Origin of the sequence: Sphingomonas sp. SORGH_AS_0870, from assembly GCF_031453175.1 — a bacterium.
Lineage (GTDB): Bacteria > Pseudomonadota > Alphaproteobacteria > Sphingomonadales > Sphingomonadaceae > Sphingomonas.
Genome location: NZ_JAVIYW010000002.1, coordinates 842,654 through 863,955, shown reverse-complemented (window position 1 = coordinate 863,955; position 21,302 = coordinate 842,654). Strand labels below are relative to the sequence as shown.

Below are 21,302 nucleotides of genomic sequence, written 5' to 3'. Positions count from 1 at the left end.
GAAAGGCGCCGGTGAGGCTGATCGCCCCACCGGCTTCACCTGTCTTACTCCGCCGCCTCGGCCAGACCGTCGTCCTGGGCGTCTTCCATCGACTTGAGGTCGACGTTGAGACCCAGCGAGCGCATTTCCTTGACCAGTACGTTGAAGCTCTCCGGAATGCCCGCCTCGAAGGTATCGTCGCCCTTGACGATCGCTTCGTAGACCTTGGTGCGGCCGACCACGTCGTCCGACTTCACCGTCAGCATTTCCTGGAGCGTGTACGCCGCGCCATAAGCCTGCAGCGCCCACACTTCCATCTCACCGAAGCGCTGGCCACCGAACTGCGCCTTACCGCCCAGCGGCTGCTGGGTAACGAGCGAGTACGGCCCGATCGAACGCGCGTGGATCTTGTCGTCGACCAGGTGGTGGAGCTTCAGCATGTAGATGATGCCCACGGTCACCTTGCGGTCGAACTGATCGCCGGTGCGCCCGTCGAACAGGTCCGACTGGCCCGAGGTGTGCAGTCCCGCCAGCTCCAGCATCTCCGACACGTCGCTCTCGCGCGCGCCGTCGAACACCGGGGTCCCCATCGGCACGCCGGTGCGGATGTTCTGGACCAGCTCGGCCACTTCCTCGTCGTCACGGTTCTGGATGTCTTCGGCATAGTGATCGCCGTAGATTTCCACGAGCCGCGCCTTCACCGCTTCCGGCACCGCGCCCGGCTTGGCGTCGGGATTGGCTTCGCGCCAATCCTCGAGCTGCGCCGCGACCTGCATACCCAGGTTGCGCGCCGCCCAGCCGAGATGCGTCTCGAAGATCTGACCGACGTTCATGCGCGACGGCACGCCCAGCGGGTTCAGCACGAGATCGACCGGCGTACCGTCCGCGAGGAAGGGCATATCCTCCTGCGGCAGGATGCGGCTGATGACGCCCTTGTTGCCGTGACGGCCGGCCATCTTGTCGCCCGGCTGCAGCTTGCGCTTCACCGCGACGAAGACCTTGACCATCTTCAACACGCCCGGCGGCAGCTCGTCACCACGCTCCAGCTTGTCGCGGCGGTCATGGAACTTGTCCGTGATCCGCTTGGCGGCTTCGTCATACTGCGCCTTGACCGCTTCCAGATCGCTCTGGCGCGCGTCGTCGGCGACGGCGAACTTCCACCATTCGTGACGATCGACCGATTCCAGCACCTCGGCGTCGATGACGATGCCCTTCTTCACGCCCTTGGGCGCGGCGGTGGCGGTCTGGTCGAGCAGCATCTCGCGCAGGCGGCTCCAGGTCGCCCGGTTGAGGATCGTGCGCTCGTCGTCGGCGTCCTTCTTCAGACGCTCGATCTCCTCGCGCTCGATCGCCATCGCGCGCTCGTCCTTGTCGATGCCGTGACGATTGAAGACGCGCACGTCGACGATCGTACCGGCCACGCCCGGCGGCAGGCGGAGCGAGGTGTCGCGCACGTCGCTGGCCTTTTCACCGAAGATCGCGCGGAGGAGCTTTTCTTCCGGCGTCATCGGCGATTCGCCCTTCGGCGTGATCTTGCCGACCAGGATGTCGCCCGGCTCCACCTCGGCCCCGACATAGACGATGCCCGCCTCGTCGAGGTTGCGCAGCGCCTCTTCACCCACGTTCGGAATGTCGCGGGTGATGTCTTCCGGCCCGAGCTTGGTGTCGCGCGCCATGACTTCGAACTCGTCGATATGGATCGACGTGAACACGTCGTCCTTCACGATCCGCTCGGAGATGAGGATCGAGTCCTCATAATTGTAGCCGTTCCAGGGCATGAACGCGACGAGCGCGTTGCGGCCCAGCGCCAGCTCGCCGAACTCGGTCGAGGGGCCGTCGGCGATCACGTCGCCCGCCCGCACGACGTCGCCCACCTTCACCAGCGGACGCTGGTTGATGCAGGTCGACTGGTTCGAACGCTGGAACTTCATCAGCGTGTAGATGTCGACGCCCGACTTGCCCGCATCGACCTCGCCGGTCGCGCGCACCACGATGCGGCTCGCATCGACCTGGTCGACGATACCGGCGCGCTTCGCCGCGATCGCCGCACCCGAGTCGCGGGCCACCGTCTCTTCCATGCCGGTGCCGACGAAGGGCGCTTCCGCCTTCACCAGCGGCACGGCCTGACGCTGCATGTTCGAGCCCATCAGCGCGCGGTTGGCGTCGTCGTTTTCCAGGAACGGAATGAGCGAGGCGGCGACCGAGACGAGCTGCTTCGGCGACACGTCCATCAGGGTGATCTGATCGGGCAGCGCCATCAGGAACTCGCCCGCCTGACGCGCCGAGACCAGATCCTCGGTGAAGCGGTTGTCCGCATCCGTCGCGGCCGAAGCCTGTGCGACGGTGTGCTTCTGCTCTTCCATCGCCGACAGGTACACGACCTCGTCGGTCACGCGGCCGTCGATCACCTTGCGGTACGGCGTCTCGATGAAGCCATACTTGTTGACGCGGGCGAAGGTCGACAGCGAGTTGATCAGACCGATGTTCGGGCCTTCCGGCGTTTCGATCGGGCAGATGCGGCCATAGTGCGTCGGGTGAACGTCGCGGACTTCGAAGCCCGCACGCTCACGCGTCAGACCGCCCGGCCCGAGCGCCGAGACGCGACGCTTGTGCGTCACTTCGGACAGCGGGTTGGTCTGGTCCATGAACTGCGACAGCTGCGACGAACCGAAGAACTCGCGCACCGCGGCGACCGCGGGCTTGGCGTTGATCAGGTCGTTCGGCATCACCGTCGACACGTCGACCGACGACATGCGCTCCTTGACCGCACGCTCCATGCGCAGCAGGCCGACGCGATACTGGTTCTCCAGCAGCTCGCCCACCGAACGCACGCGGCGGTTGCCGAGATTGTCGATATCGTCGATTTCGCCCTTGCCGTCCTTCAGGTCGACCAGCGTCTTGACGACCGCCAGGATGTCCTCGGTGCGCAGCGTCGTCACCGTGTCCGGGCAGTCGAGGTCGAGGCGCATGTTCAGCTTGACGCGACCCACGGCCGACAGGTCGTAGCGGTCGGGATCGAAGAACAGCCCTGCGAACAGCGCTTCCGCCGTCTCCAGCGTCGGCGGCTCACCGGGGCGCATCACGCGGTAGATGTCGGACAGCGCCTGCTCGCGCTCTTCGGCCTTGTCGGCCTTCAGCGTGTTGCGGATCCACGGACCCGTGGCGACATGGTCGATGTCGAGCAGCTCGATCGTGTCGACGCCCGCCTTGTCCAGCGCTTCGAGATTCTCGGCGCTGATCTCGTCACCGGCTTCGACGTAAATTTCGCCGGTCTGCTCGTTGATGAGGTCATAGGCCGAGTAACGACCGAAGATTTCCTCGGTCGGGATCAGCAGCTGGGTCAGGCCGTCCTTGGCCGCCTTGTTGGCGGCGCGGGGCGAAATCTTCTGACCGGCGGGGAACACGACCTCGCCCGAGTTCGCATCGACGATGTCGAACATCGGCTTGGCACCGCGCCAGTTCTCGGCCTGGAACGGGATCTTCCAGCCGCCGTCGCCGCGAACGAAGGTCAGGCGGTTGTAGAAATAGTTGAGGATCTCTTCCGAGTTCATGCCAAGCGCATAGAGCAGCGCCGTCACCGGCAGCTTGCGCTTGCGGTCGATACGGACGTTGACGATGTCCTTGGCGTCGAACTCGAAGTCCAGCCACGAGCCGCGATACGGGATCACGCGCGCGGCGAAGAGATACTTGCCCGAGGCATGGGTCTTGCCGCGGTCATGGTCGAACAGCACGCCCGGCGAACGGTGCATCTGGCTGACGATGACGCGCTCGGTGCCGTTGATGAAGAAGGTGCCGTTCTCCGTCATCAGGGGCATGTCGCCCATGTAGACGTCCTGCTCCTTGATATCGATGACCGACTTGGCTTCGGTGTCGGGATCGACCTCGAACGCAGTCAGGCGCAGCGTGACGCGCATCGGCGCGGCATAGGTGATGCCCCGCTGGCGGCATTCCTCGACGTCGAACTTGGGGTCCTCGAGGACGTAATCATCGAAGTCGAGATAGGCGGTGCCCGCGAAATCCTGGATCGGGAAGACGCTGCGCAGCGTCTTTTCCAGCCCGGAGACATGGCCCCGCGACTTGTCCGAACGGAGGAACTGTTCGTAGCTTTCGCGCTGAACCTCGATCAGGTTCGGCATCTGCACCACTTCGTGGATGTCGCCGAAAACCTTGCGGATACGCCGCTTGGCGGTGCCGCCATCGCCCTTGCGCGGGGCGGAGCCGCTGTCGATCGCCTTGGTTGCCATGGGTCTGTCTGCCTCGTCAGCCGTCAATTCGCTGCCCGGATGCCTCCGGACGGGACGCAACATCGGACGCCGAAAGGCCGCTCGCATTCACATGCGGCGGCATCCGGCGTCCGTTGAACCAGCAATCTTCCATTCGACCGACACGCTGCGCGAAGGCGCATCATTTCCCGAAGATTGTGGTGGATGATTGCCATATAGGGGCGGACACCCGAACTGTCCAGCCGCCGCACGCCACAAGGTCGGGAAAGTTCCAGCCCCGGCGCGCTCTGCCATATATTGGCCGCATATCGCGCTACACAAGGGGTTGCATCCGCCGGGCCTACCGGGCACGGCTATATGGTCGGGTCGATGGCCCAGGCGGCCGGTGAAGATTGTAGTTACCACGAGGAATGCAGTTGATGACATCGTCCGGGCCGCGTCGCATCGCGCGCCTTCTTGCCCTGACGCTGGCGCCGGTGCTTGCCCCGATGCTCGCCAGCCCCGTCCTCGCCCAGACCACCACGCAGGACAGTGACGCCGCAGGCCGTTCCTCCGGCGGGCTGGACGGATTCAGCCTGACGCCGCGCGCATCCTCGCCCCAATCCGCGCAGACCCCGGTGCCGACGCCGCCGACGCCGCGCCTGGTCCTGCCCGGCCAGTCGACGCCCGAGGCGACGCCGACGCCGACCCCGCGTGCGACCCCCGCCCTCCGGCCGACGCCGCGCCCCACGCCCGCACCGTCGCCGACCCCGACGCCCAGCCCGACCGCCGAGCCGACGCCGCTGCCCTCGCCCGAGCCGCCCGCGACGCGCCTGCCCGATCCCGAGACGCCGATGGTCGACCGGACCGAATCGATGGACGGCATGACGATCGGCAATGGCCAGGCCCCGGCCATCGTCGCGCCGGGCACCACCGCACCCGAACAGGCCGACACGGATCGCGCCCTGCCCTTCTGGCCACTGCTGATCGGCACCGGGCTGGCGGCGTTGCTGATCGGAATCTGGCTGGGTCGTCGCAGCCGCCCCGCGCGCGCCCAGTCCGCGCCGATGCCCCGCCCCGAACCCGCCGCCGAGCCGGTGGCGACGCGTTCGGCGGCGCCCGACCCGCGCCCCGCCGCGCCCGCGCCCGAGCCGATCGCCCCCCCGGCCCCGCCAGCGCTGCCGCCGCTGCCGCCCGAGCCCAGCTTCCTGGCGGTCGAGGCGCGCCCGCTGCGCGTCGGGCTCAACATGCTGTCGGCGACGATCGAGGCGGAGGTGACGGTCCGCAACACCGGCGCGACGCCGATCGGGCGGGTCGCGGTCGATCTGCGGCTGCTCAGCGCGCATGCCGGACTCGACGAGCAGCTGGTCGAACTCGCCTATCAGCCACAGGGACGGCCGGTGGTCCCGCCCTTCGCGCTGGCGCCAGGCGAGAGCCGGACGGTCCGCGGAGTCACCGCGCTGCCGCGCGAGGCGATCCATGTGATCGATGCGGCGGGCCGCCCCATGTTCGTGCCCATCCTGGCCGCCGCCGCGCATACCGACTGGGGTGTGGCGCGCTGCACCTATGCGGTCGGGCTGGCGCGGGCGGATTCGACCAAGCTGTCGCCGATCTGGCTCGACCAGCCAGGGCGGATGTACGACCAGATCGCGGCGCGGCCGCATGTGATGCGGGGGTGATTTTCGGCGAGGTCGGGGCGTGGGCTTCGACTTCGCTCAGCCCGAACGGCTGGCGGCTTAAAGGCTACGCCCCGACTTCACCCAGGCAGACCGATCACCCCGCCCGCATATCCTCGGTAATGACATGCGGCGGGGCTTCGTCGAGGCTGCGGACCAGCGTTTCGAACCCCAACCCCTCGATCCGCAGCTCGTTGAAGGCGGGCGGCGTCTTGCGCGTCCGCTTGGACAGGGTGCCCGCGCCGATCATCCGGATGATCCGGCCATCGCGGTCGATCGGCACGTCGAACGGATCGTGGACATGCCCGCTCAGCACCGCATGCGCGCCCGCCGCCGCCAGCTGGGTGAGCGCGACATCGCCGTTGCGGGTCTTGGCGGTGCCCTTGGTCGGCCCCTCGATCAGCGGATGGTGCGCCGCGACCAGGATCAGGTGATCCTTGGGCGCCTGCTCGATCAGCGCCAGCGCGCGGCGCAGCGACCCCGTGCTGACCCGCCCCTTGGACCAGTTCCACCGCCATTGGGCGCGCGCCGTGGTCTTGAGCGGCACCACCGTCACGCCGGGCAGGTCGAGCGGCTTCTCGATCATCCGCTCGACCGCGGCATAGCGCTGATAGGGGGCGAACAGCCGCCGGAACGGGTCCCAATAATAGGGGATGTCGTGATTGCCGACCTCGACCGTCACCGGCACGCCGAGCGATTGCAGCCACTCTCCGCCCGCCTGGAACTCGCGCTTGGTCGCGCGCATGGTCAAGTCGCCGGTCATGATGACGGCATCGGGTTTTTCCGCCGCCACCCGCTCGGCGAACCAGGCGAGCGCGGCGGGGTCCTCGGCACCGAAATGCACGTCGCTGACATGAAACAGGCGGATCATGCGGCCCGTCCTAGCCTGTGCGTCACCGTCACGGCAACTCGGCCATGGCACGCGGTTCGTGCATCGGGCAGCCATTCGCTCGGCCACGATACTCGGCCGAAAAGCGATACGTGTCCTTGCGCGCGCGATTGATATTGCCGAGCGGCCGGTGCGCCGCCAGCCCGTGCCAGATGCTGTAGGACAGCGCGTCGTCGATCGCATTCGTCTCGCCGTCACGCCAGCTGATCTGCGGTTCGGCGGTGAAGGTCGCGACGGTGACATAGGGGCTGTCCGCCTCGCTCCATTCGACGGTCGCATCCTCGATCGGCATGGCATCGAGATCGCGGTTGAGCTGGACCCGCAACTCCCACTGGCCGCCCTGCTCGATCATCACCTCGCGCACCACCTCGCGCAGCGCATCGGGACGGTCATGCGTATCGACCGTGTCGCCAGTCAGCTGGGTCAGCGCGGGGCTGACCGGGAACAGCGCGAACTTGGCGATATGGTCGCCATAGCGGAACGGCGTCTGGCTGTAATAGGTCTCGCCCAGCGGGTGGACCTGCTTGGCCCCGCCCAGCGTCTGGAGCGTCGCGCTCTCGATCCCGACCGTCTCCAGCGTCGCCTCGATTCCGCGCAATATGCCGGACAGCAGTTTCTTGCCGCCTTCGAACCTGTCGGTGGTGGAGGCCAGCATCTTCAGATTCTTGGCAAAGGCATCCGCCGTCGGTGCGGTGAAGACCGGCGCATTGGCCATCACGAAATCCTGGGTTGCATCGCCCTCCGAACCGGACAGCCGCTCGCCCTCGACCCCGATCACTTTCAGCGCCAGTCCGCGCGGAAGGCCGATCGCATCGTCCAATATGTCCCCCGGATTGGTCGAGATGCGCGCCACCGCCTCATATTCGCCCGGCGTCGCGAACAGCCCCTGCGCCAGCTCGGGTGGGAGGTTGCCATGCACCGTCAGCATGCCCCGGATGATGCCATGCGCCTTGGCATGGACCGCGCGGACGCCGTGGCCATAGTCCCTGGACGTGGTGTCGAGGATATGCGCGAAGGACTGTTTCATCTGGTCGACGGTTTCGCCTTCATCGGGCTTCACGTCTTCGACCTGGGGGGTGAATGCGATGGGGGTCTTCATCGGGGGATCTCCCTGTGGGTCCCCACCAACCCATGTTGGGTGATAGCGTTCCTTTGCGGGGACACAGGCCTTCTCCTCTTGGCACGCCCCTCCCCCCGCCCCCCTCCCGCCCCCCCTCCCGCCTGCGGGAGGGGGAGCGGAGAAATTGACGGAAGAAACCACAATCTTCCCCCTCCCCCCGCAATCCGCTAACCGGGCCGACATGGCCTTTTATCACCCGCTCCTCTTTGCCCTCGATGCCGAGCGCGCCCATGGTCTGACGGTTTCGATGCTGTCGCGCTGGGGGTCGCTGGGCGCACCGATGGGGACCGATCCGGCGCGCTATCCCCGGCTGGCGACGCGGGTGGCGGGGATCGACTTCGCCAACCCGCTGGGGCTGGCGGCGGGGGTCGACAAGAATGGCGAGGCGATCGACGGCTTTTTCGGGCTGGGCTTCGGCATGGTCGAGATCGGCACGCTGACCCCCAGGCCCCAGCCCGGCAATCCCAAGCCCCGCCTGTTCCGGCTGGTCGAGGACAAGGCGGTGGTCAACCGCTATGGCTTCAACAATGGCGGGCTGGATGCGGGACTGGCGCGGGCGCGCGCCGCGAAGCGCAAGGGCGTGCTGGGCATCAATGTCGGCGCGAACAAGGATGCGGCCGACCGCATCGCCGACTATCGCCACGGCGTGACCCAGGCCGCGCCGATCGCCGATTACGTCACGATCAACATCTCCAGCCCCAACACGCCAGGCCTGCGCGACCTGCAACACGGCCCCGCCCTCGCCGAGCTGCTGGCCGCCTCGCGCGAAGCCGCACGCGCCGTGCCGCTGTTCCTGAAGGTCGCCCCCGACCTGGAGCCCGCGCAGATCGACGAGATCGCCCGCGCCGCGATCGACCACCGGCTGGACGCGATCATCATCGGCAACACCACCATCACCCGGCCGGACGTGAAGAGCAGCAACGCCGCCGAGACCGGCGGGCTTTCGGGCCGTCCGCTCGCCCCGCTGGCCCGCACGCGGCTCGCCGATTTCCGCAAGGCCACCGGGGCGGCGATGACGCTGATTGCGGCAGGCGGGATCGATTCGGGCGCGGAGGCCTATGCCCGCATCCGCAGCGGCGCGAGCCTGGTCCAGCTCTACTCCGCGCTGGTCTATGAGGGGCCGGGGCTGGCCGCGCGCATCCTCGCCGATCTCGATGCGCTGCTCGCCCGCGACGGTTTCGCCAGCATCGCCGAAGCGGTCGGCGCCTGACGTTACGGCTTGGCGGGGGCCGACCCTTGCCGCTAGGGTCGGCGGCATGAAGCACTGGCTCCTCTCCGTGGCGGCGCTCGCGCTGGCCCCCGTCGCGCCCGTCGAAGCGCGCCAGCCCGCCGCCAAGGCCCCCACCCAGGGCATGGTCAGCGCCGCCGATCCCCGCGCCGCCGCCGCCGGAGTCGAGATCCTGCGCGCCGGGGGCAGCGCCACCGACGCCGCGATCGCGACCATGCTGGCGCTCAACGTGGTCGAGCCGCAAAGCTCCGGCATCGGCGGCGGCAGCTACTGGGTCCGCCACGGCGCGCGCGGCACAGACACGATCGACGCGCGCGAGACCGCGCCGATGGCCGCCACCCCCGACTGGTTCTACGGCCCCGATGGCCGTCCACTATCCCATGCCGAGGCGGTTCCCGGCGGGCGCAGCGTCGGCGTCCCCGGCGCGCTGCGCGGCATGGCGCTGGCGCATGCGAAGGGCGGCAAGCTGCCCTGGGCGCGGCTGTTCCAGCCCGCGATCCGACTGGCCCGCGACGGGTTCCAGCTGACCCCGCGGCTCCAGACCGCGCTGACCCGCTATGGCGGCCATGTCGATGCCGCGACCCGCGCGCGGCTGACCGGCCCCGATGGCCAGGTCCTCCCGCTGGGCAGCGTCATCCGCAATCCCGAACAGGCCGCGCTGCTCGAGCGGATCGCTCGGCTCGGCCCCGACAGTTTCTATGTCGGCCCCCAGGCGCAGAAGCTGGTCACGACCGTCAACACCGCGACGCGCAATCCGTCGAAGATGACGACCGGCGATCTCGCCACCTATGCCGCCAAGCCCCGCCCGCCGCTCTGCGCGCCCTATCGCGGCTACCGGATTTGCAGCATGGGCCCGTCCTCGGGCGGCGGATCGACCATGTTGTCGATCCTGAAGCTGCTCGAACGCTTCGACATGGCCAAGCTGGGCAAGGATTCGCCGGTGGCCTGGCATCTCTTCGCCGAGGCCTCGCGGCTCGCCTATGCCGATCGCGACATGTATCTGGGCGATCCCGATTATGTCCGCGTGCCGCTGAAAGGGTTGTTCGATCCGGCCTATATCGCCGACCGCTCGGCGCTGATCTCGCCCGACCGCACCATGGCGTCGGTGTCGCCCGGCACGCCGCCCGGCGCCCCGCCGCGCGTCCGCGCCCCGGTCAGCGAGGTGCCCGGCACCACCGACCTCGTGACCGTGGACGATGCGGGCAATGTCGCCGAGGTGACGACCACCGTCGAGGGCTCGTTCGGATCGGGCCTGTCGGTCGACGGCACGATGCTCAACAACGAGCTGACCGATTTCGACATCGTGCCGGTCAAGGACGGCGACCTCGTCGCCAACCGGGTCGAGGGCGGCAAGCGTCCGCGCAGCTCGATGTCGCCGACCATCGTCTATGGCCCCGACGGCCAGGTCCGGCTGGCGATCGGCGCGGCAGGCGGATCGACCATCATCGCGCAGGTCGCCAAGGCGATCATCGGCGTCATCGACTGGAAGCTGAGCGCACAGGATGCGATCGCGCAGGGGCTGCTCTTCGCACCGGGCCATGTGGCGACGGTCGAACAGGGCACTTCGCTGGTCGCGCTGGTCCCCGGCCTCCAGGCGCTGGGCGAGACGGTGACGGTCGCGCCGATGGGGCTGAAGGCCAATGCCATCGAGCGCGTCGGCGGCCGCTGGGTCGGCGCCGCCGATCCGCGCAGCGAGGGCGTGGCGATCGACGTGACGGGTCGCACGACGGCGATCCGGCGTGTCGGCGACAAGCCGGGCCGTCCGGCCGAGTAAGCGACGAACCAGCAAACAAAGAGCCCGATCGCGCGTTGACGTGCACGATACGGGCCGGTGGGAGAGGCACCATGCGTACGCTCGAATATTTCCCCAATCTCGTCACCATGTTCTTCACCCGCGCCGCCGAGAAGGGCGACGCGCCGTTCCTGTGGCGCAAGCAGGGCGGTGCATGGCACGCGATCAGCTGGGCCGAGGCGGCGCGGCAGGTGGCCAGCCTGTCGGCGGGGCTGCGCGCGACCGGGCTGCAACGCGGCGACCGGGTGATGCTGGTGTCGGAGAACCGCCCCGAATGGTGCATCGCCGACCTCGCCATCATGGCGGCGGGTTGCGTCACGGTGCCGACCTACACCACCAATACCGAGCGCGATCATACCCACATCATCGAGAATTCGGGCGCGCGCGCGGTCATCGTCTCGACCCAGAAGCTGGCGACGACGCTGCTCCCCGCCGCGCTGCGCTCCAACCATGTCCAGACGGTGATCGGGTTCGAGCCGCTCAAGCTCGGCCCCGCGCAGATCGAGTGCCGCCAATATGACGCGCTGATCGCCGCGCATCCGACCGCGCCCGATGCGGTGGCCGCACAGGCCGATTTCGGCCGCAAGGACCTGGCCTGCATCATCTACACCTCGGGCACCGGCGGCGCGCCGCGCGGGGTGATGCAGCATCACGGCGCGATCCTGCACAATTGCGCCGGGTGCAGCGCGGTGATCGCGGAGGATTTCGGCTGGGAGGACGAGGTGTTCCTGTCCTTCCTCCCCCTCTCCCACGCCTATGAGCATACCGGGGGCCAGCATTTCCCGATCGCGCTGGGCGGGCAGATCTATTACGCCGAGGGCCTCGACAAGCTGGCCGCCAATATCGAAGAGGTGCGCCCGACGATCATGTTCGTCGTGCCCCGCCTGTTCGAGGTGCTGCACACCCGCATCGCCAAGGCGATCGAGAAGAAGGGCGGGCTCGGCGCGCGGCTGCTCGACCAGGCGCTGGCGCTGGGTGCGCGCAGCTATGACGGCAAGCTCCGGCTGATCGACCGGCCCGCGCAACTGGCGGTGGCGACGCTGTTCAAGCCCAAGATCGCCAAGAGGTTCGGCGGAAGGTTGAAGGCGATGGTGTCGGGCGGCGCGCCGCTGAACCCCCAGGTCGGGCTGTTCTTCCATTCGATCGGCCTCACCTTGCTGCAAGGCTATGGCCAGACCGAGGCCGCGCCGGTCATCGCCTGCAACCGGCCGCGCGCCGGCGTGCGGATGGAAACGGTCGGCCCGCCGCTGGCGGATACCGAGGTCCGCATCGCCGAGGATGGCGAGATACTGGTGCGCGGCGAGCTGGTCATGCACGGCTATTGGCGCAATCCGGTCGAGACCGAGCGGGTGCTGAAGGATGGATGGCTGCATACCGGCGATATCGGTGAGTTCGACGCGGCCGGTCGCCTGCGCATCACCGACCGCAAGAAGGACCTGATCATCAACGACAAGGGCGAGAATGTCGCCCCCCAGAAGGTCGAGGGGATGCTGACGCTCCAGCCCGAGATCGGCCAGGCGATGATCGCGGGCGACCGGCGCCCCTATATGGTCGCGCTGATCGTGCCCGATGCCGAATGGACGGCGGAATGGTGCGCGAAGTCGGGGACGGGGTGCAACCGCACCGCGCTGGACGACGATCTCGACTTCCGCGCGGCGGTCTCGGCGGCGGTCGACCGGGTCAATCGCGACCTGTCGGTGACCGAACGCATCCGCCGCTTCATCATCGCCGACGAACCCTTCACGATCGAGAACGAGCAGCTGACCCCGTCGCTAAAGATCCGCCGCCACGTCCTGCGCGACATCTATGGCGAGCGACTGGACGCCCTCTACCGGAATTGAGCGGACGGATGGCGATCGCGTCCTACGCCTGAAACCTGACACGCCCCTCCCGCCAGCGGGAGGGGCTAGGGCGGATCGCCATTCAGCCATGCCTTTCCCTCCCTCGCCCCTCGTAGAGGGGAGAGGGTTGCGCAGACTTGGCCTTTGCGAAAGCAAAGGCTTAGTCGGAGCTGGGTGAGGGGTGGGCGCTCGCTCCGCGAGCGCGCGAGCCTTTGGGCTCGCTCAACCCCTCACCCAAGCTGCGCTAGCCAGCAGGCTGGCAAGCTTCGCTAACCCTCTCCCCTGTCCAGGGGAGAGGGAAAGAAGAAGCCGTACTGAATGTCGATCAGCCCTAAGTCGCCCCCATCACGCCGGGGTCAGCAGGCCTTCCTTGGCGATCTTGTCCCGCCAGACCAGCGGGGCCAGGGTGTGGACGTTCTGGCCTTCGGAATCGACCGCGACGGTGACGGGGAAATTCTCCACGTCGAACTCGTAGATCGCCTCCATGCCCAGATCCTCGAAGCCGACGACCTTCGATCCCTTGATCGCGCGGGCGACCAGGTACGCCGCGCCGCCGACCGCCATCAGATAGGCGGACTGATATTCGCGGATCGCGTCGGTCGCCGCCGGACCACGCTCGGCCTTGCCGACCATCGCCAGCAGCCCCTGGTCGAGCATCATGCGGGTGAACTTATCCATGCGGGTCGCGGTCGTCGGGCCCGCCGGGCCGACCACTTCCTCGCCGACCGGATCGACCGGACCGACATAATAGATCACGCGGCCGCGAAACTCGACCGGCAGTTCCTCGCCGCGATCGAGCATGTCCTTGATCCGCTTGTGCGCGGCGTCGCGCCCCGTGAGCATCTTGCCGTTCAGCAGCAGCCGGTCGCCATGCTTCCAGCCCTTCACCTCTTCCGGCGTCAGTGTGTTCAGGTCGACGCGCTTGGCCGCCTGGAGATCGGGCTTCCAGTCGACCTTGGGCCATTCCTCCAGCTTGGGGGCTTCGAGATAGACCGGGCCCGAGCCATCCAGCGTGAAATGCGCATGGCGGGTCGCGGCGCAGTTGGGGATCATCGCCACCGGCTTCGACGCGGCATGGGTCGGCCAGTCGAGGATCTTGACGTCGAGGATGGTGGACAGGCCGCCCAGCCCCTGCGCGCCGATGCCCAGCGCATTGACCTTGTCGAACAGCTCGATGCGCAGCGCCTCGATATCGTTCCTGGGACCGCGCTCCTTCAGCTGGCCCATGTCGATCGCGCCCATCAGCGATTCCTTGGCGAGCAGCACGGCCTTTTCGGCGGTGCCGCCGATGCCGATGCCCAGCATGCCGGGCGGGCACCAGCCCGCGCCCATCTGCGGCACCATTTCCAGCACCCAGTCGACGATCGAGTCGGACGGGTTCATCATCTTGAACTTGGACTTGTTCTCCGACCCGCCGCCCTTGGCCGCGACGTCGACCGTCACCTTGTTGCCAGGCACCATCTCGACATGGAGGACGGAGGGCGTGTTGTCCTTGGTGTTGCGGCGGGTGAAGGCGGGGTCGGCGAGGATCGAGGCGCGCAAGCGGTTCTCGGGGTGGAGATAGGCGCGGCGCACGCCCTCGTCGACGACCTCCTGCAGCGACCGGTCGCCCGACAGGCGGCAATCCTGGCCCCATTTGACGAAGACGGTGACGATGCCGGTGTCCTGGCAGATCGGGCGATGCCCCTCCGCGCACATCCGGCTGTTGGTCAGGATCTGCGCTATGGCATCCTTGGCCGCCGGGCTCTTCTCCGCCTCATAGGCTTTGCCGAGCGCGCGGATATAATCCATCGGGTGGTAATAGCTGATGAACTGGAGCGCGTCGGCCACGCTCTCGATCAGGTCGGTGTCGCGGATCAGGGTCGTCATGCGCGCCTTGTGCGACAGCGGCGCGTGGCTTGCAACGCCGCAGCGGAGCCATGACGGCATTTCGCGTTCGGCCAGACTTTAATCTATCTTAACTTCGCTGAGGCAAGACGGGGGACCACCGATCGGGACCCCCTTTCGCGCATGCCTTCCGCTTCCGACCGCCTATCGTTTCTGGCCTTGCTGGGGCTCGTCGAGGATAATGACGAGCTGCTGGTCGAGGTGCATCTCAAGCGGTTGCAGACACTGTGCCGGACCTGGCCGCTGGCGATCCTGCAGAATCTGGTCGCGGTCGCGCTCGTCCTCAGCTTCAGCCTGCGCGACGACCCGTCCTGGATGCAGGTCCAGAAGGAGATTGCGAGCGGCGTGCTGGTCGGCAGCACGCTGATCTTCGGCATCGTGCTCGCCTGCGGCGAGGCGCGCCAATGGCCCTTCTACCGGCTCAAGCAATATCTGGTCGGACTGGGTTTCCTCGTGGCGCTGGCGACTGGCGCACTGCTGGCGCTGGTCATCGGGTCGCAGCATGCCCCCGGACCCTGGACGCCGACGCTGGCGCTGATCTGCGCGATGTGGACGACCGCCGCGATGCTGCATCCGGTGCGCGGGGCGATGATCGGCTATTCCTTCGGTTTCGCCTTCATGGCGGTGATCGCGGCGCTGGCCTGGCGGGTGCCGCTGGCCCCGATTCTCGGCGCGGTGGTGCCGCCGCTGATCATCCTGGTCCTCAACGCCCGGCGCGTCGGCCGCCTGGACTATAATGTCGCGGACGCCCGCGCCCGCGCCTTTGGCGAGGGACAGCAGGCGGTCAAGATGATCGCCGAGTTCGAGGAACATGGCACCGGCTGGTTCTGGGAAACCGACCGGCACGGGCGCCCTGACCTATCTGTCGAAGAAAGTGGCCGAGGATCTCCAGTCGACCGGCCTCGCCTGCAAGGGTCGGCTGCTGACCGATTTGTTCCAGATGGACCCCTCGGCACCGGGGACCGAACGGACGCTGTCCTTCCACATGGCCTCGCGCACCAGTTTTTCCGACTATACCGTCTGCGCGGTCGATTCGGGTGCGGGCGATCCGGAACGATGGTGGTCGATCTCGGGCCGTCCGATCATCGACGGCATCGGCCGGTTCCGCGGCTTTATCGGCTCGGGCTCGGACCTGACCGAAAAGCGCCGCTCGGAGGCGGAGATCACCCGGCTGGCGCTGTTCGACAGCCTGACCGGCCTCGCCAATCGCCAGCGGATGAAGCTGTCGCTCGACACGATGCTCAAGCAATCGGTCAGCCCCTATCGCCCGACCGCGCTGTTCCTGATGGACCTCGACCGGTTCAAGGCGGTCAACGATACGCTGGGCCACCAGGCGGGCGACCTGTTGCTGCAACAGGTGGCGCGGCGGCTGGAGCAGGCGGTGGGCGATGCCGGGCTGGTCGGCCGTCTGGGCGGCGACGAGTTCCAGATCCTGCTGCCCGGCACCGATTCGCGCGAAAGGCTGGCGACGCTGGCCAGGGTCATCATCGACACCTTGTCGCAACCCTATGGCATCCAGGGCCATGACGTGACGATCGGCTGTTCGATCGGCATCGCCATCGCGCCCCAGGACGGCGCCGATTCGCAGACGCTGATCCGCAACGCCGATCTGGGCCTCTATGCCGCCAAGGGCGACGGGCGCGGCGTGCACCGATTCTATGCCGAGGCGATGCTGGAGGGGGCGCGCAGCCGCAAGCGGATGGAGGAGGATCTGCGCACCGCCATCGCGCAGAACCAGTTCCGCCTCGCCTATCAGCCGGTCGTGTCCACCCGCGACGAAGAGATTGTCGGGTTCGAGGCGCTGCTGCGCTGGTCCCATCCGACCCAGGGCGACATCTCGCCCGCGCAGTTCGTGCCGGTGGCCGAGGAATGCGGCCTGATCGAACAGATCGGCGAATGGGTGCTGCGCACCGCCTGTCTCGAGGCGGCGAGCTGGCCGCGTGCCGCGCGGGTGGCGGTCAACGTCTCGTCCATCCAGTTCGCCAAGCCGCATCTGCCCGTGCTGATCGGCCAGGCGCTGGAGCAATCGGGGCTGGCCCCGTCGCGGCTGGAGCTGGAGATCACCGAGAGCGTCTTCCTGAACGACGATCTGGAATCGCAGCGCCAGTTCGTGGCGCTCAAGGCGCTGGGCGTAAGGCTGGCGCTGGACGATTTCGGCACCGGCTATTCCTCGCTCGGCTATCTGCGCCATGCGCCGTTCGACAAGATCAAGATCGACCAGTCCTTCGTGCGCGGCGCGGTCGGGAGCGGCAGCCGCAATGCCGCGATCATCCGCGCGATCGTGACCCTGGCCGACACGCTGGGCATGGAGACGACCGCCGAGGGCGTCGAGTTGCAGGACGAGATCGCGCTGATCCGCGATCTGGGGTGCAGCCAGATCCAGGGCTATGTCTATGGCAAGCCGAGCGGCGTGGAGGAGGTCCACCGCCTGCTGGGCGAACAGGGCGCGCGCGCCACGCCGGTGGGCATGAAGTCGCACCGTCGGCCGCGCACCAAGGTCCTGCGCGTCGCGCAGATCGTCTCGGGCGGGGCGACCGTCGATGTCCGGCTTCGCGACCTGTCGACCACCGGCATGATGATCGAGGGGCTGCCCCCCGCCTATATCGTGGGCGGCGCGGCGGTGGGCATCCGGCTGGGTGTCGATCCGCCCTTGCGCGGCTATATCCGCTGGGAACGCGAAGGGCGGGTCGGCATCGCCTTCGCCACCCCGCTGCCCGACGACCACCCCTGGCTGGAGGTCGCGCGCGAAGAGGCCGAGCCGCATCACCGGTCGGCATGAGGCGGACGGCGGGATAGGAAAGGACTGCCGCACGTTCGCGCCGTCATGTCTTCCCCCGCACCGTCCCCCGCCCCCGGCCCCCTCCCCATGGCGGAGGCCGCCGACGCGCGCATTCCCCCGCTCAGCCTGATCTTCGGCTATGGGCCGGTGCTGGTCCTGCCGATCGCGGCGCTGGCCGCCTGGGCGAAGGTGCCGCTGACGCTGCTGATCGGGCAGATCTGGGGGGCGGCGATCCTGATCTTCCTGGCGGGCGTGGCGCGCGGCCTGAGCTTCTTCACGCCCGGCGGCCCCCATGTGTCGCAGATGCTGACCATGATCCTTCGCTTCTCGCTGGGGCTGCTGGCGCTGGTCGCGGGGCCGGCGACGGGCTTTGCGCTGTTGCTGATCGGCTATGCCTCGATCGCGCTGACCGATCCCTGGCTCGCCCGGTGGGGCGGTGCGCCGCGCCACTTCGCGCGGCTGCGCCCGCCCCAGATGCTGGTCGCCCTGGTCGGGCTGGCGGCACTGTTCTGGCTGTCGCTCGGCTGACCGGGGCGGGCGCCATCGACGTTCAAAAATATTTTTAGGGGCTTGCGCTTCGCGAACCCCGCAGACATCCATGCGTCGCGGGTTTCGACACCGCTTTGACGACCGCCATTCGTCGCAACCAACCCCCTTTCCGCGCTTTACCCCCCTTGCGGTGATCGCCGGGATTTTCCACTATGGATAGTGGAAGAGGTCGGGGACAACCCCAATCGCTGGTAGGAAGGGATCGGACCGACAGGCCCGGTCGGGATCGCGGAAGCGCCGGAAAACGGCCTTTGCGATGCCATTTCCCACCGTTCGCGACGCCTGTGGCACGGCTGTGCCGGGGGCGGGGCACCGACCCGAACGGATCAGGAACAAAGGAGCGGCATCAATGATGGACTTCAGGGATGACCGGGATAGCGACATGACGACTGACATGCTTGAGAAGATGGCGGCGGACATTGCCGCCCCGGCCCCGACGCCCGCCGACACCAAGTCGGTCCGGCCGCAGCCCTATCCGGTCGAGGTCGACCATGCCCGCGACGCGCGGCTGACCGATTTCGGCAAGGAAACGCTGAACGACCGCTACCTCCTGCCCGGCGAAAGCTATCAGGACCTGTTCGTGCGCGTCGCCTCGGCCTATGCCGACAATGCCGAGCATGCGCAGCGGCTGTACGACTATATCTCCAAGCTGTGGTTCATGCCCGCCACGCCCGTCCTGTCGAACGGCGGCACGGGTCGCGGCCTGCCGATCAGCTGCTACCTCAACTCGGTGCCCGACAGCCTGGACGGCATCGTCACCACCTGGAACGAGAATGTCTGGCTGGCGTCGCGCGGCGGCGGCATCGGCACCTATTGGGGCCAGGTGCGCGGCATCGGCGAGCCGGTGGGCCTGAACGGCAAGACCAGCGGCATCATCCCCTTCGTCCGCGTGATGGACTCGCTGACGCTGGCGATCAGCCAGGGTAGCCTGCGTCGCGGTTCGGCCGCCTGCTATCTCGACATCTCGCACCCCGAGATCGAGGAGTTCCTGGAAATCCGGAAACCCTCGGGCGACTTCAACCGCAAGGCGCTGAACCTCCATCACGGCGTGCTGATCCCCGACGCCTTCATGGAAGCGGTGCGCGACGGCGCCGAATGGCATCTCAAGAGCCCGAAGACCGGCGAGGTCCGCGCGACCGTCGACGCGCGCGCGCTGTTCCAGAAGCTGGTCGAGACCCGTCTGGCGACCGGCGAGCCGTACATCGTCTTCGCCGACCATGTGAACAAGAACATGCCCAAGCACCACCGCGAGCTGGGGCTGAAGGTGTCGACCTCGAACCTGTGTTCGGAAATCACGCTGCCGACCGGCATCGACCATAAGGGCAAGGACCGCACCGCCGTCTGCTGCCTGTCGTCGCTGAACCTGGAAACTTGGGACGAGTGGAAGGACGACAAGCAGTTCATCGAGGACGTGATGCGCTTCCTCGACAACGTCCTTCAGGACTATATCGACCGCCACGAGCCCGGCATGGAGCGGGCCGCCTATTCGGCCGGTCGCGAGCGGTCGGTGGGTCTGGGCGTGATGGGCTTCCACAGCTTCCTCCAGGCGCGCGGCATCCCCTTCGAGGGCGCCATGGCCAAGTCGTGGAACCTGCGGATGTTCAAGCACATCAACGCGCAAGTGAACCAGGCGTCGATGACGCTGGCGGTCGAGCGCGGCCCCTGCCCCGACGCGGCCGACGTCGGCGTGATGGAGCGCTTCAGCTGCAAGATGGCGATCGCGCCGACCGCGTCGATCAGCATCATCTGCGGCGGCACCAGCGCCTGTATCGAGCCGATCCCGGCGAACATCTATACCCACAAGACGCTGTCGGGGTCGTTCTCGGTCAAGAACAGCTATCTCGAAAAGCTGCTGATCGAGAAGTCGAAGAACTCGGACGCGGTGTGGAACTCGATCCTCGAACATGGCGGCTCGGTCCAGCATCTCGACTTCCTGTCGAGGGAAGAGAAGGACACGTTCAAGACCTCGTTCGAGATCGACCAGCGCTGGCTGCTCGAACTGGCGGGGGATCGCACGCCCTATATCGACCAGGCGCAGTCGCTGAACCTGTTCATCCCGGCGGACGTGGAGAAGTGGGACCTGCTGATGCTACACTTCCGCGCGTGGGAGCTGGGCATCAAGTCGCTCTATTATCTACGGTCGAAGTCGGTGCAGCGCGCCGGTTTCGCCGGGAGCGGCGGCGTCGAGGCGGACAACACGATCAGCGCACCCAAGTTCGAGATCGGTGAGACGACCGATTATGACGAGTGCCTGGCCTGTCAGTGAGGTGAGCTATCAATCCCTTTCCCCTCGGGAGAGGGAGGGAGCCGCGAAGGCGGCGGAAGGGTGAGGGTGTGCGTCACTACGACAATCATCGCTCCGGCACGGTGCAACGCGCCCGCCAACTCCGCCGCGACGCGCCCCAACCCGAACGCCGTCTGCTCCGCGCGCTGCGTGAAACCTATCCGCATCTGAAATGGCGTCATCAGACGCCGCTGGGACCTTTCTTCGCCGACATGCTGTGCTTTTCCGAAAAGCTGGTCATCGAGGTCGACGGCGACACCCATGTCGTCGCGGAAGGCCATGACGCGTCCCGCGAAGCCTATATGGCGCGCGAGGGGTATCGGACGGTTCGCGTGACCAACGCGGATGTAATGGCAAATCTCGAAGGGGTCCTGGCTCGAATCTCCTTCTCCCTGCGGAAGAAGGAAGGGGCCCGCGCGGCACAGCCGCGTGGGAAGGATGAGGGTGGATCGCCCACGGAAAAGGGCGGTGCCGCATGACCGACACCGCCCTCACCCTTCCGCGCCCTGACGGGCGCTCCCTCCCTCTCCCACAGGGAGAGGGAGACTATGCCTCACTCCGCCTCTTCGAACTGGTCGACGGCGTTCTGTGCGGTCGCCGACAGGCGGACCTGGTCGCCCTCGACCTCGGCGACCAGGCCGATCGGCAGGTAATGATGCTTGGCGCCCTGCCCATCCTCGGTCTGGGGGCTGTCGTTCTTGGTCAGCTTGATGCGGTCGCCTTGGACATGGTCGACCGTCCCGACATGGACGCCGTCCGCACCGATGACTTCGGCATGTTCCTTGATCTGGCTGACATCGACCATCTTGAATCTCCTGTGTTGGGTTCGGTTTCGGAACGCGCCACGCCGGAATTGGTCGCATGACATCGGCGTTCATCATGTACGCCGTCGCGGCCTTGCTGGGCGGGATCGGCTTGATCCTGCTGTTGCAGCTCCGCACGCCCCGGTCGGAGCAGGGCCGCTATGCCCGGCTGATCGCGGGCACCATGTTCGCCATGGGCGGGATCATTTTGGCCGGTTTCGCCACCGCGCTGCGCTCCTGGGCCAGCAGCGGCTGAACCGGCCTTCACCCTCT

Annotated in this window: 15 protein-coding genes; 9 read left to right on the top strand and 6 right to left on the bottom strand. The window is 67.4% G+C overall.

The genetic code is table 11. The features are described from left to right. Positions 1-44 precede the first annotated feature (44 nt). On the bottom strand, positions 45-4,223 hold the full coding sequence (gene rpoB, locus QE363_RS04590; protein ID WP_307102671.1) for a DNA-directed RNA polymerase subunit beta: 4,179 nt from the start codon (positions 4,221-4,223) through the stop codon (positions 45-47). Between the two features lie 398 nt (positions 4,224-4,621). Between rpoB and QE363_RS04585 the strand changes: the two genes are divergently transcribed. Then, complete coding sequence (locus tag QE363_RS04585; protein WP_309692415.1) at positions 4,622-5,860, top strand: hypothetical protein; 1,239 nt, start codon at positions 4,622-4,624, stop codon at positions 5,858-5,860. Positions 5,861-5,954: 94 nt separating this feature from the next. Here QE363_RS04585 and QE363_RS04580 read toward each other — a convergent pair whose 3' ends face one another. Both QE363_RS04580 and QE363_RS04575 read right to left on the bottom strand, forming a co-directional pair. Next, complete coding sequence (locus QE363_RS04580; RefSeq protein ID WP_309692412.1) at positions 5,955-6,728, bottom strand: metallophosphoesterase; 774 nt, start codon at positions 6,726-6,728, stop codon at positions 5,955-5,957. Positions 6,729-6,756: 28 nt separating this feature from the next. After that, positions 6,757-7,845, bottom strand: a complete 1,089-nt coding sequence (locus tag QE363_RS04575; protein WP_309692409.1) for a catalase family protein — start codon at positions 7,843-7,845, stop codon at positions 6,757-6,759. 202 nt (positions 7,846-8,047) lie between these two features. Here QE363_RS04575 and QE363_RS04570 point away from each other — a divergent pair, with 202 nt between their 5' ends. From QE363_RS04570 to QE363_RS04560, 3 genes are all read left to right on the top strand, one after another. Next, positions 8,048-9,076, top strand: a complete 1,029-nt coding sequence (locus QE363_RS04570) for a quinone-dependent dihydroorotate dehydrogenase (RefSeq protein WP_309692406.1) — start codon at positions 8,048-8,050, stop codon at positions 9,074-9,076. 46 nt (positions 9,077-9,122) lie between these two features. Further along, entirely contained in the window at positions 9,123-10,868 is a 1,746-nt protein-coding gene (gene ggt, locus QE363_RS04565; protein ID WP_309692403.1) for a gamma-glutamyltransferase, read from the top strand. A gap of 71 nt (positions 10,869-10,939) precedes the next feature. Next, complete coding sequence (locus tag QE363_RS04560; RefSeq protein WP_309692400.1) at positions 10,940-12,727, top strand: AMP-dependent synthetase/ligase; 1,788 nt, start codon at positions 10,940-10,942, stop codon at positions 12,725-12,727. 345 nt (positions 12,728-13,072) lie between these two features. On the opposite strand, the gene QE363_RS04555 is transcribed toward QE363_RS04560, so the two are convergent. Together QE363_RS04555 and QE363_RS04550 are read right to left on the bottom strand one after the other, a co-directional pair. Next, positions 13,073-14,596, bottom strand: coding sequence for a fumarate hydratase (locus tag QE363_RS04555; RefSeq protein WP_309692397.1), 1,524 nt, complete (start codon positions 14,594-14,596; stop codon positions 13,073-13,075). Between the two features lie 162 nt (positions 14,597-14,758). Beyond that, on the bottom strand, positions 14,759-15,427 hold the full coding sequence (locus tag QE363_RS04550) for a hypothetical protein (RefSeq protein WP_309692394.1): 669 nt from the start codon (positions 15,425-15,427) through the stop codon (positions 14,759-14,761). Between QE363_RS04550 and QE363_RS04545 the strand changes: the two genes are divergently transcribed. The 4 genes from QE363_RS04545 (at position 15,426) to QE363_RS04530 (ending at position 20,705) form a co-directional block, all read left to right on the top strand. Beyond that, a complete protein-coding gene (locus QE363_RS04545; RefSeq protein WP_309692391.1) occupies positions 15,426-17,393 on the top strand; it encodes an EAL domain-containing protein in 1,968 nt (655 codons plus the stop codon). The genes QE363_RS04550 and QE363_RS04545 overlap by 2 nt on opposite strands. 45 nt (positions 17,394-17,438) lie before the next feature. Continuing rightward, the gene (locus QE363_RS04540; RefSeq protein WP_309692389.1) at positions 17,439-17,921 is read left to right on the top strand and encodes a DUF3429 domain-containing protein; all 483 of its coding nucleotides are present in this window, start codon (positions 17,439-17,441) and stop codon (positions 17,919-17,921) included. 373 nt (positions 17,922-18,294) lie between these two features. Next, positions 18,295-20,208 (top strand): ribonucleoside-diphosphate reductase subunit alpha, encoded by a 1,914-nt coding sequence (locus QE363_RS04535; RefSeq protein WP_309698092.1) that lies wholly within the window; start codon positions 18,295-18,297, stop codon positions 20,206-20,208. A 68-nt stretch (positions 20,209-20,276) separates the two neighbouring features. After that, a complete protein-coding gene (locus tag QE363_RS04530) occupies positions 20,277-20,705 on the top strand; it encodes a DUF559 domain-containing protein (protein ID WP_309692387.1) in 429 nt (142 codons plus the stop codon). A gap of 74 nt (positions 20,706-20,779) precedes the next feature. Here the strand turns inward: QE363_RS04530 and QE363_RS04525 are convergent, their stop codons facing one another. After that, positions 20,780-21,031 carry a DUF2171 domain-containing protein gene (locus tag QE363_RS04525; protein ID WP_261268835.1) on the bottom strand — a complete coding sequence of 84 codons (252 nt, stop codon included), beginning with the start codon at positions 21,029-21,031 and terminating at the stop codon, positions 20,780-20,782. A gap of 56 nt (positions 21,032-21,087) precedes the next feature. Between QE363_RS04525 and QE363_RS04520 the strand changes: the two genes are divergently transcribed. Continuing rightward, positions 21,088-21,285, top strand: coding sequence for a hypothetical protein (locus QE363_RS04520; RefSeq protein ID WP_307102650.1), 198 nt, complete (start codon positions 21,088-21,090; stop codon positions 21,283-21,285). Positions 21,286-21,302 lie beyond the last annotated feature (17 nt).

Bases quoted from the DNA above. Each gene is read 5' to 3' on its own strand.
- rpoB (WP_307102671.1), bottom strand. From the start codon at position 4,223: ATGGCAACCAAGGCGATCGACAGCGGCTCCGCCCCGCGCAAGGGCGAT.
- QE363_RS04585 (WP_309692415.1), top strand. From the start codon at position 4,622: ATGACATCGTCCGGGCCGCGTCGCATCGCGCGCCTTCTTGCCCTGACG.
- QE363_RS04580 (WP_309692412.1), bottom strand. From the start codon at position 6,728: ATGATCCGCCTGTTTCATGTCAGCGACGTGCATTTCGGTGCCGAGGAC.
- QE363_RS04575 (WP_309692409.1), bottom strand. From the start codon at position 7,845: ATGAAGACCCCCATCGCATTCACCCCCCAGGTCGAAGACGTGAAGCCC.
- QE363_RS04570 (WP_309692406.1), top strand. From the start codon at position 8,048: ATGGCCTTTTATCACCCGCTCCTCTTTGCCCTCGATGCCGAGCGCGCC.
- ggt (WP_309692403.1), top strand. From the start codon at position 9,123: ATGAAGCACTGGCTCCTCTCCGTGGCGGCGCTCGCGCTGGCCCCCGTC.
- QE363_RS04560 (WP_309692400.1), top strand. From the start codon at position 10,940: ATGCGTACGCTCGAATATTTCCCCAATCTCGTCACCATGTTCTTCACC.
- QE363_RS04555 (WP_309692397.1), bottom strand. From the start codon at position 14,596: ATGACGACCCTGATCCGCGACACCGACCTGATCGAGAGCGTGGCCGAC.
- QE363_RS04545 (WP_309692391.1), top strand. From the start codon at position 15,426: ATGGCACCGGCTGGTTCTGGGAAACCGACCGGCACGGGCGCCCTGACC.
- QE363_RS04550 (WP_309692394.1), bottom strand. From the start codon at position 15,427: ATGTTCCTCGAACTCGGCGATCATCTTGACCGCCTGCTGTCCCTCGCC.
- QE363_RS04540 (WP_309692389.1), top strand. From the start codon at position 17,439: ATGTCTTCCCCCGCACCGTCCCCCGCCCCCGGCCCCCTCCCCATGGCG.
- QE363_RS04535 (WP_309698092.1), top strand. From the start codon at position 18,295: ATGGACTTCAGGGATGACCGGGATAGCGACATGACGACTGACATGCTT.
- QE363_RS04525 (WP_261268835.1), bottom strand. From the start codon at position 21,031: ATGGTCGATGTCAGCCAGATCAAGGAACATGCCGAAGTCATCGGTGCG.
- QE363_RS04520 (WP_307102650.1), top strand. From the start codon at position 21,088: ATGACATCGGCGTTCATCATGTACGCCGTCGCGGCCTTGCTGGGCGGG.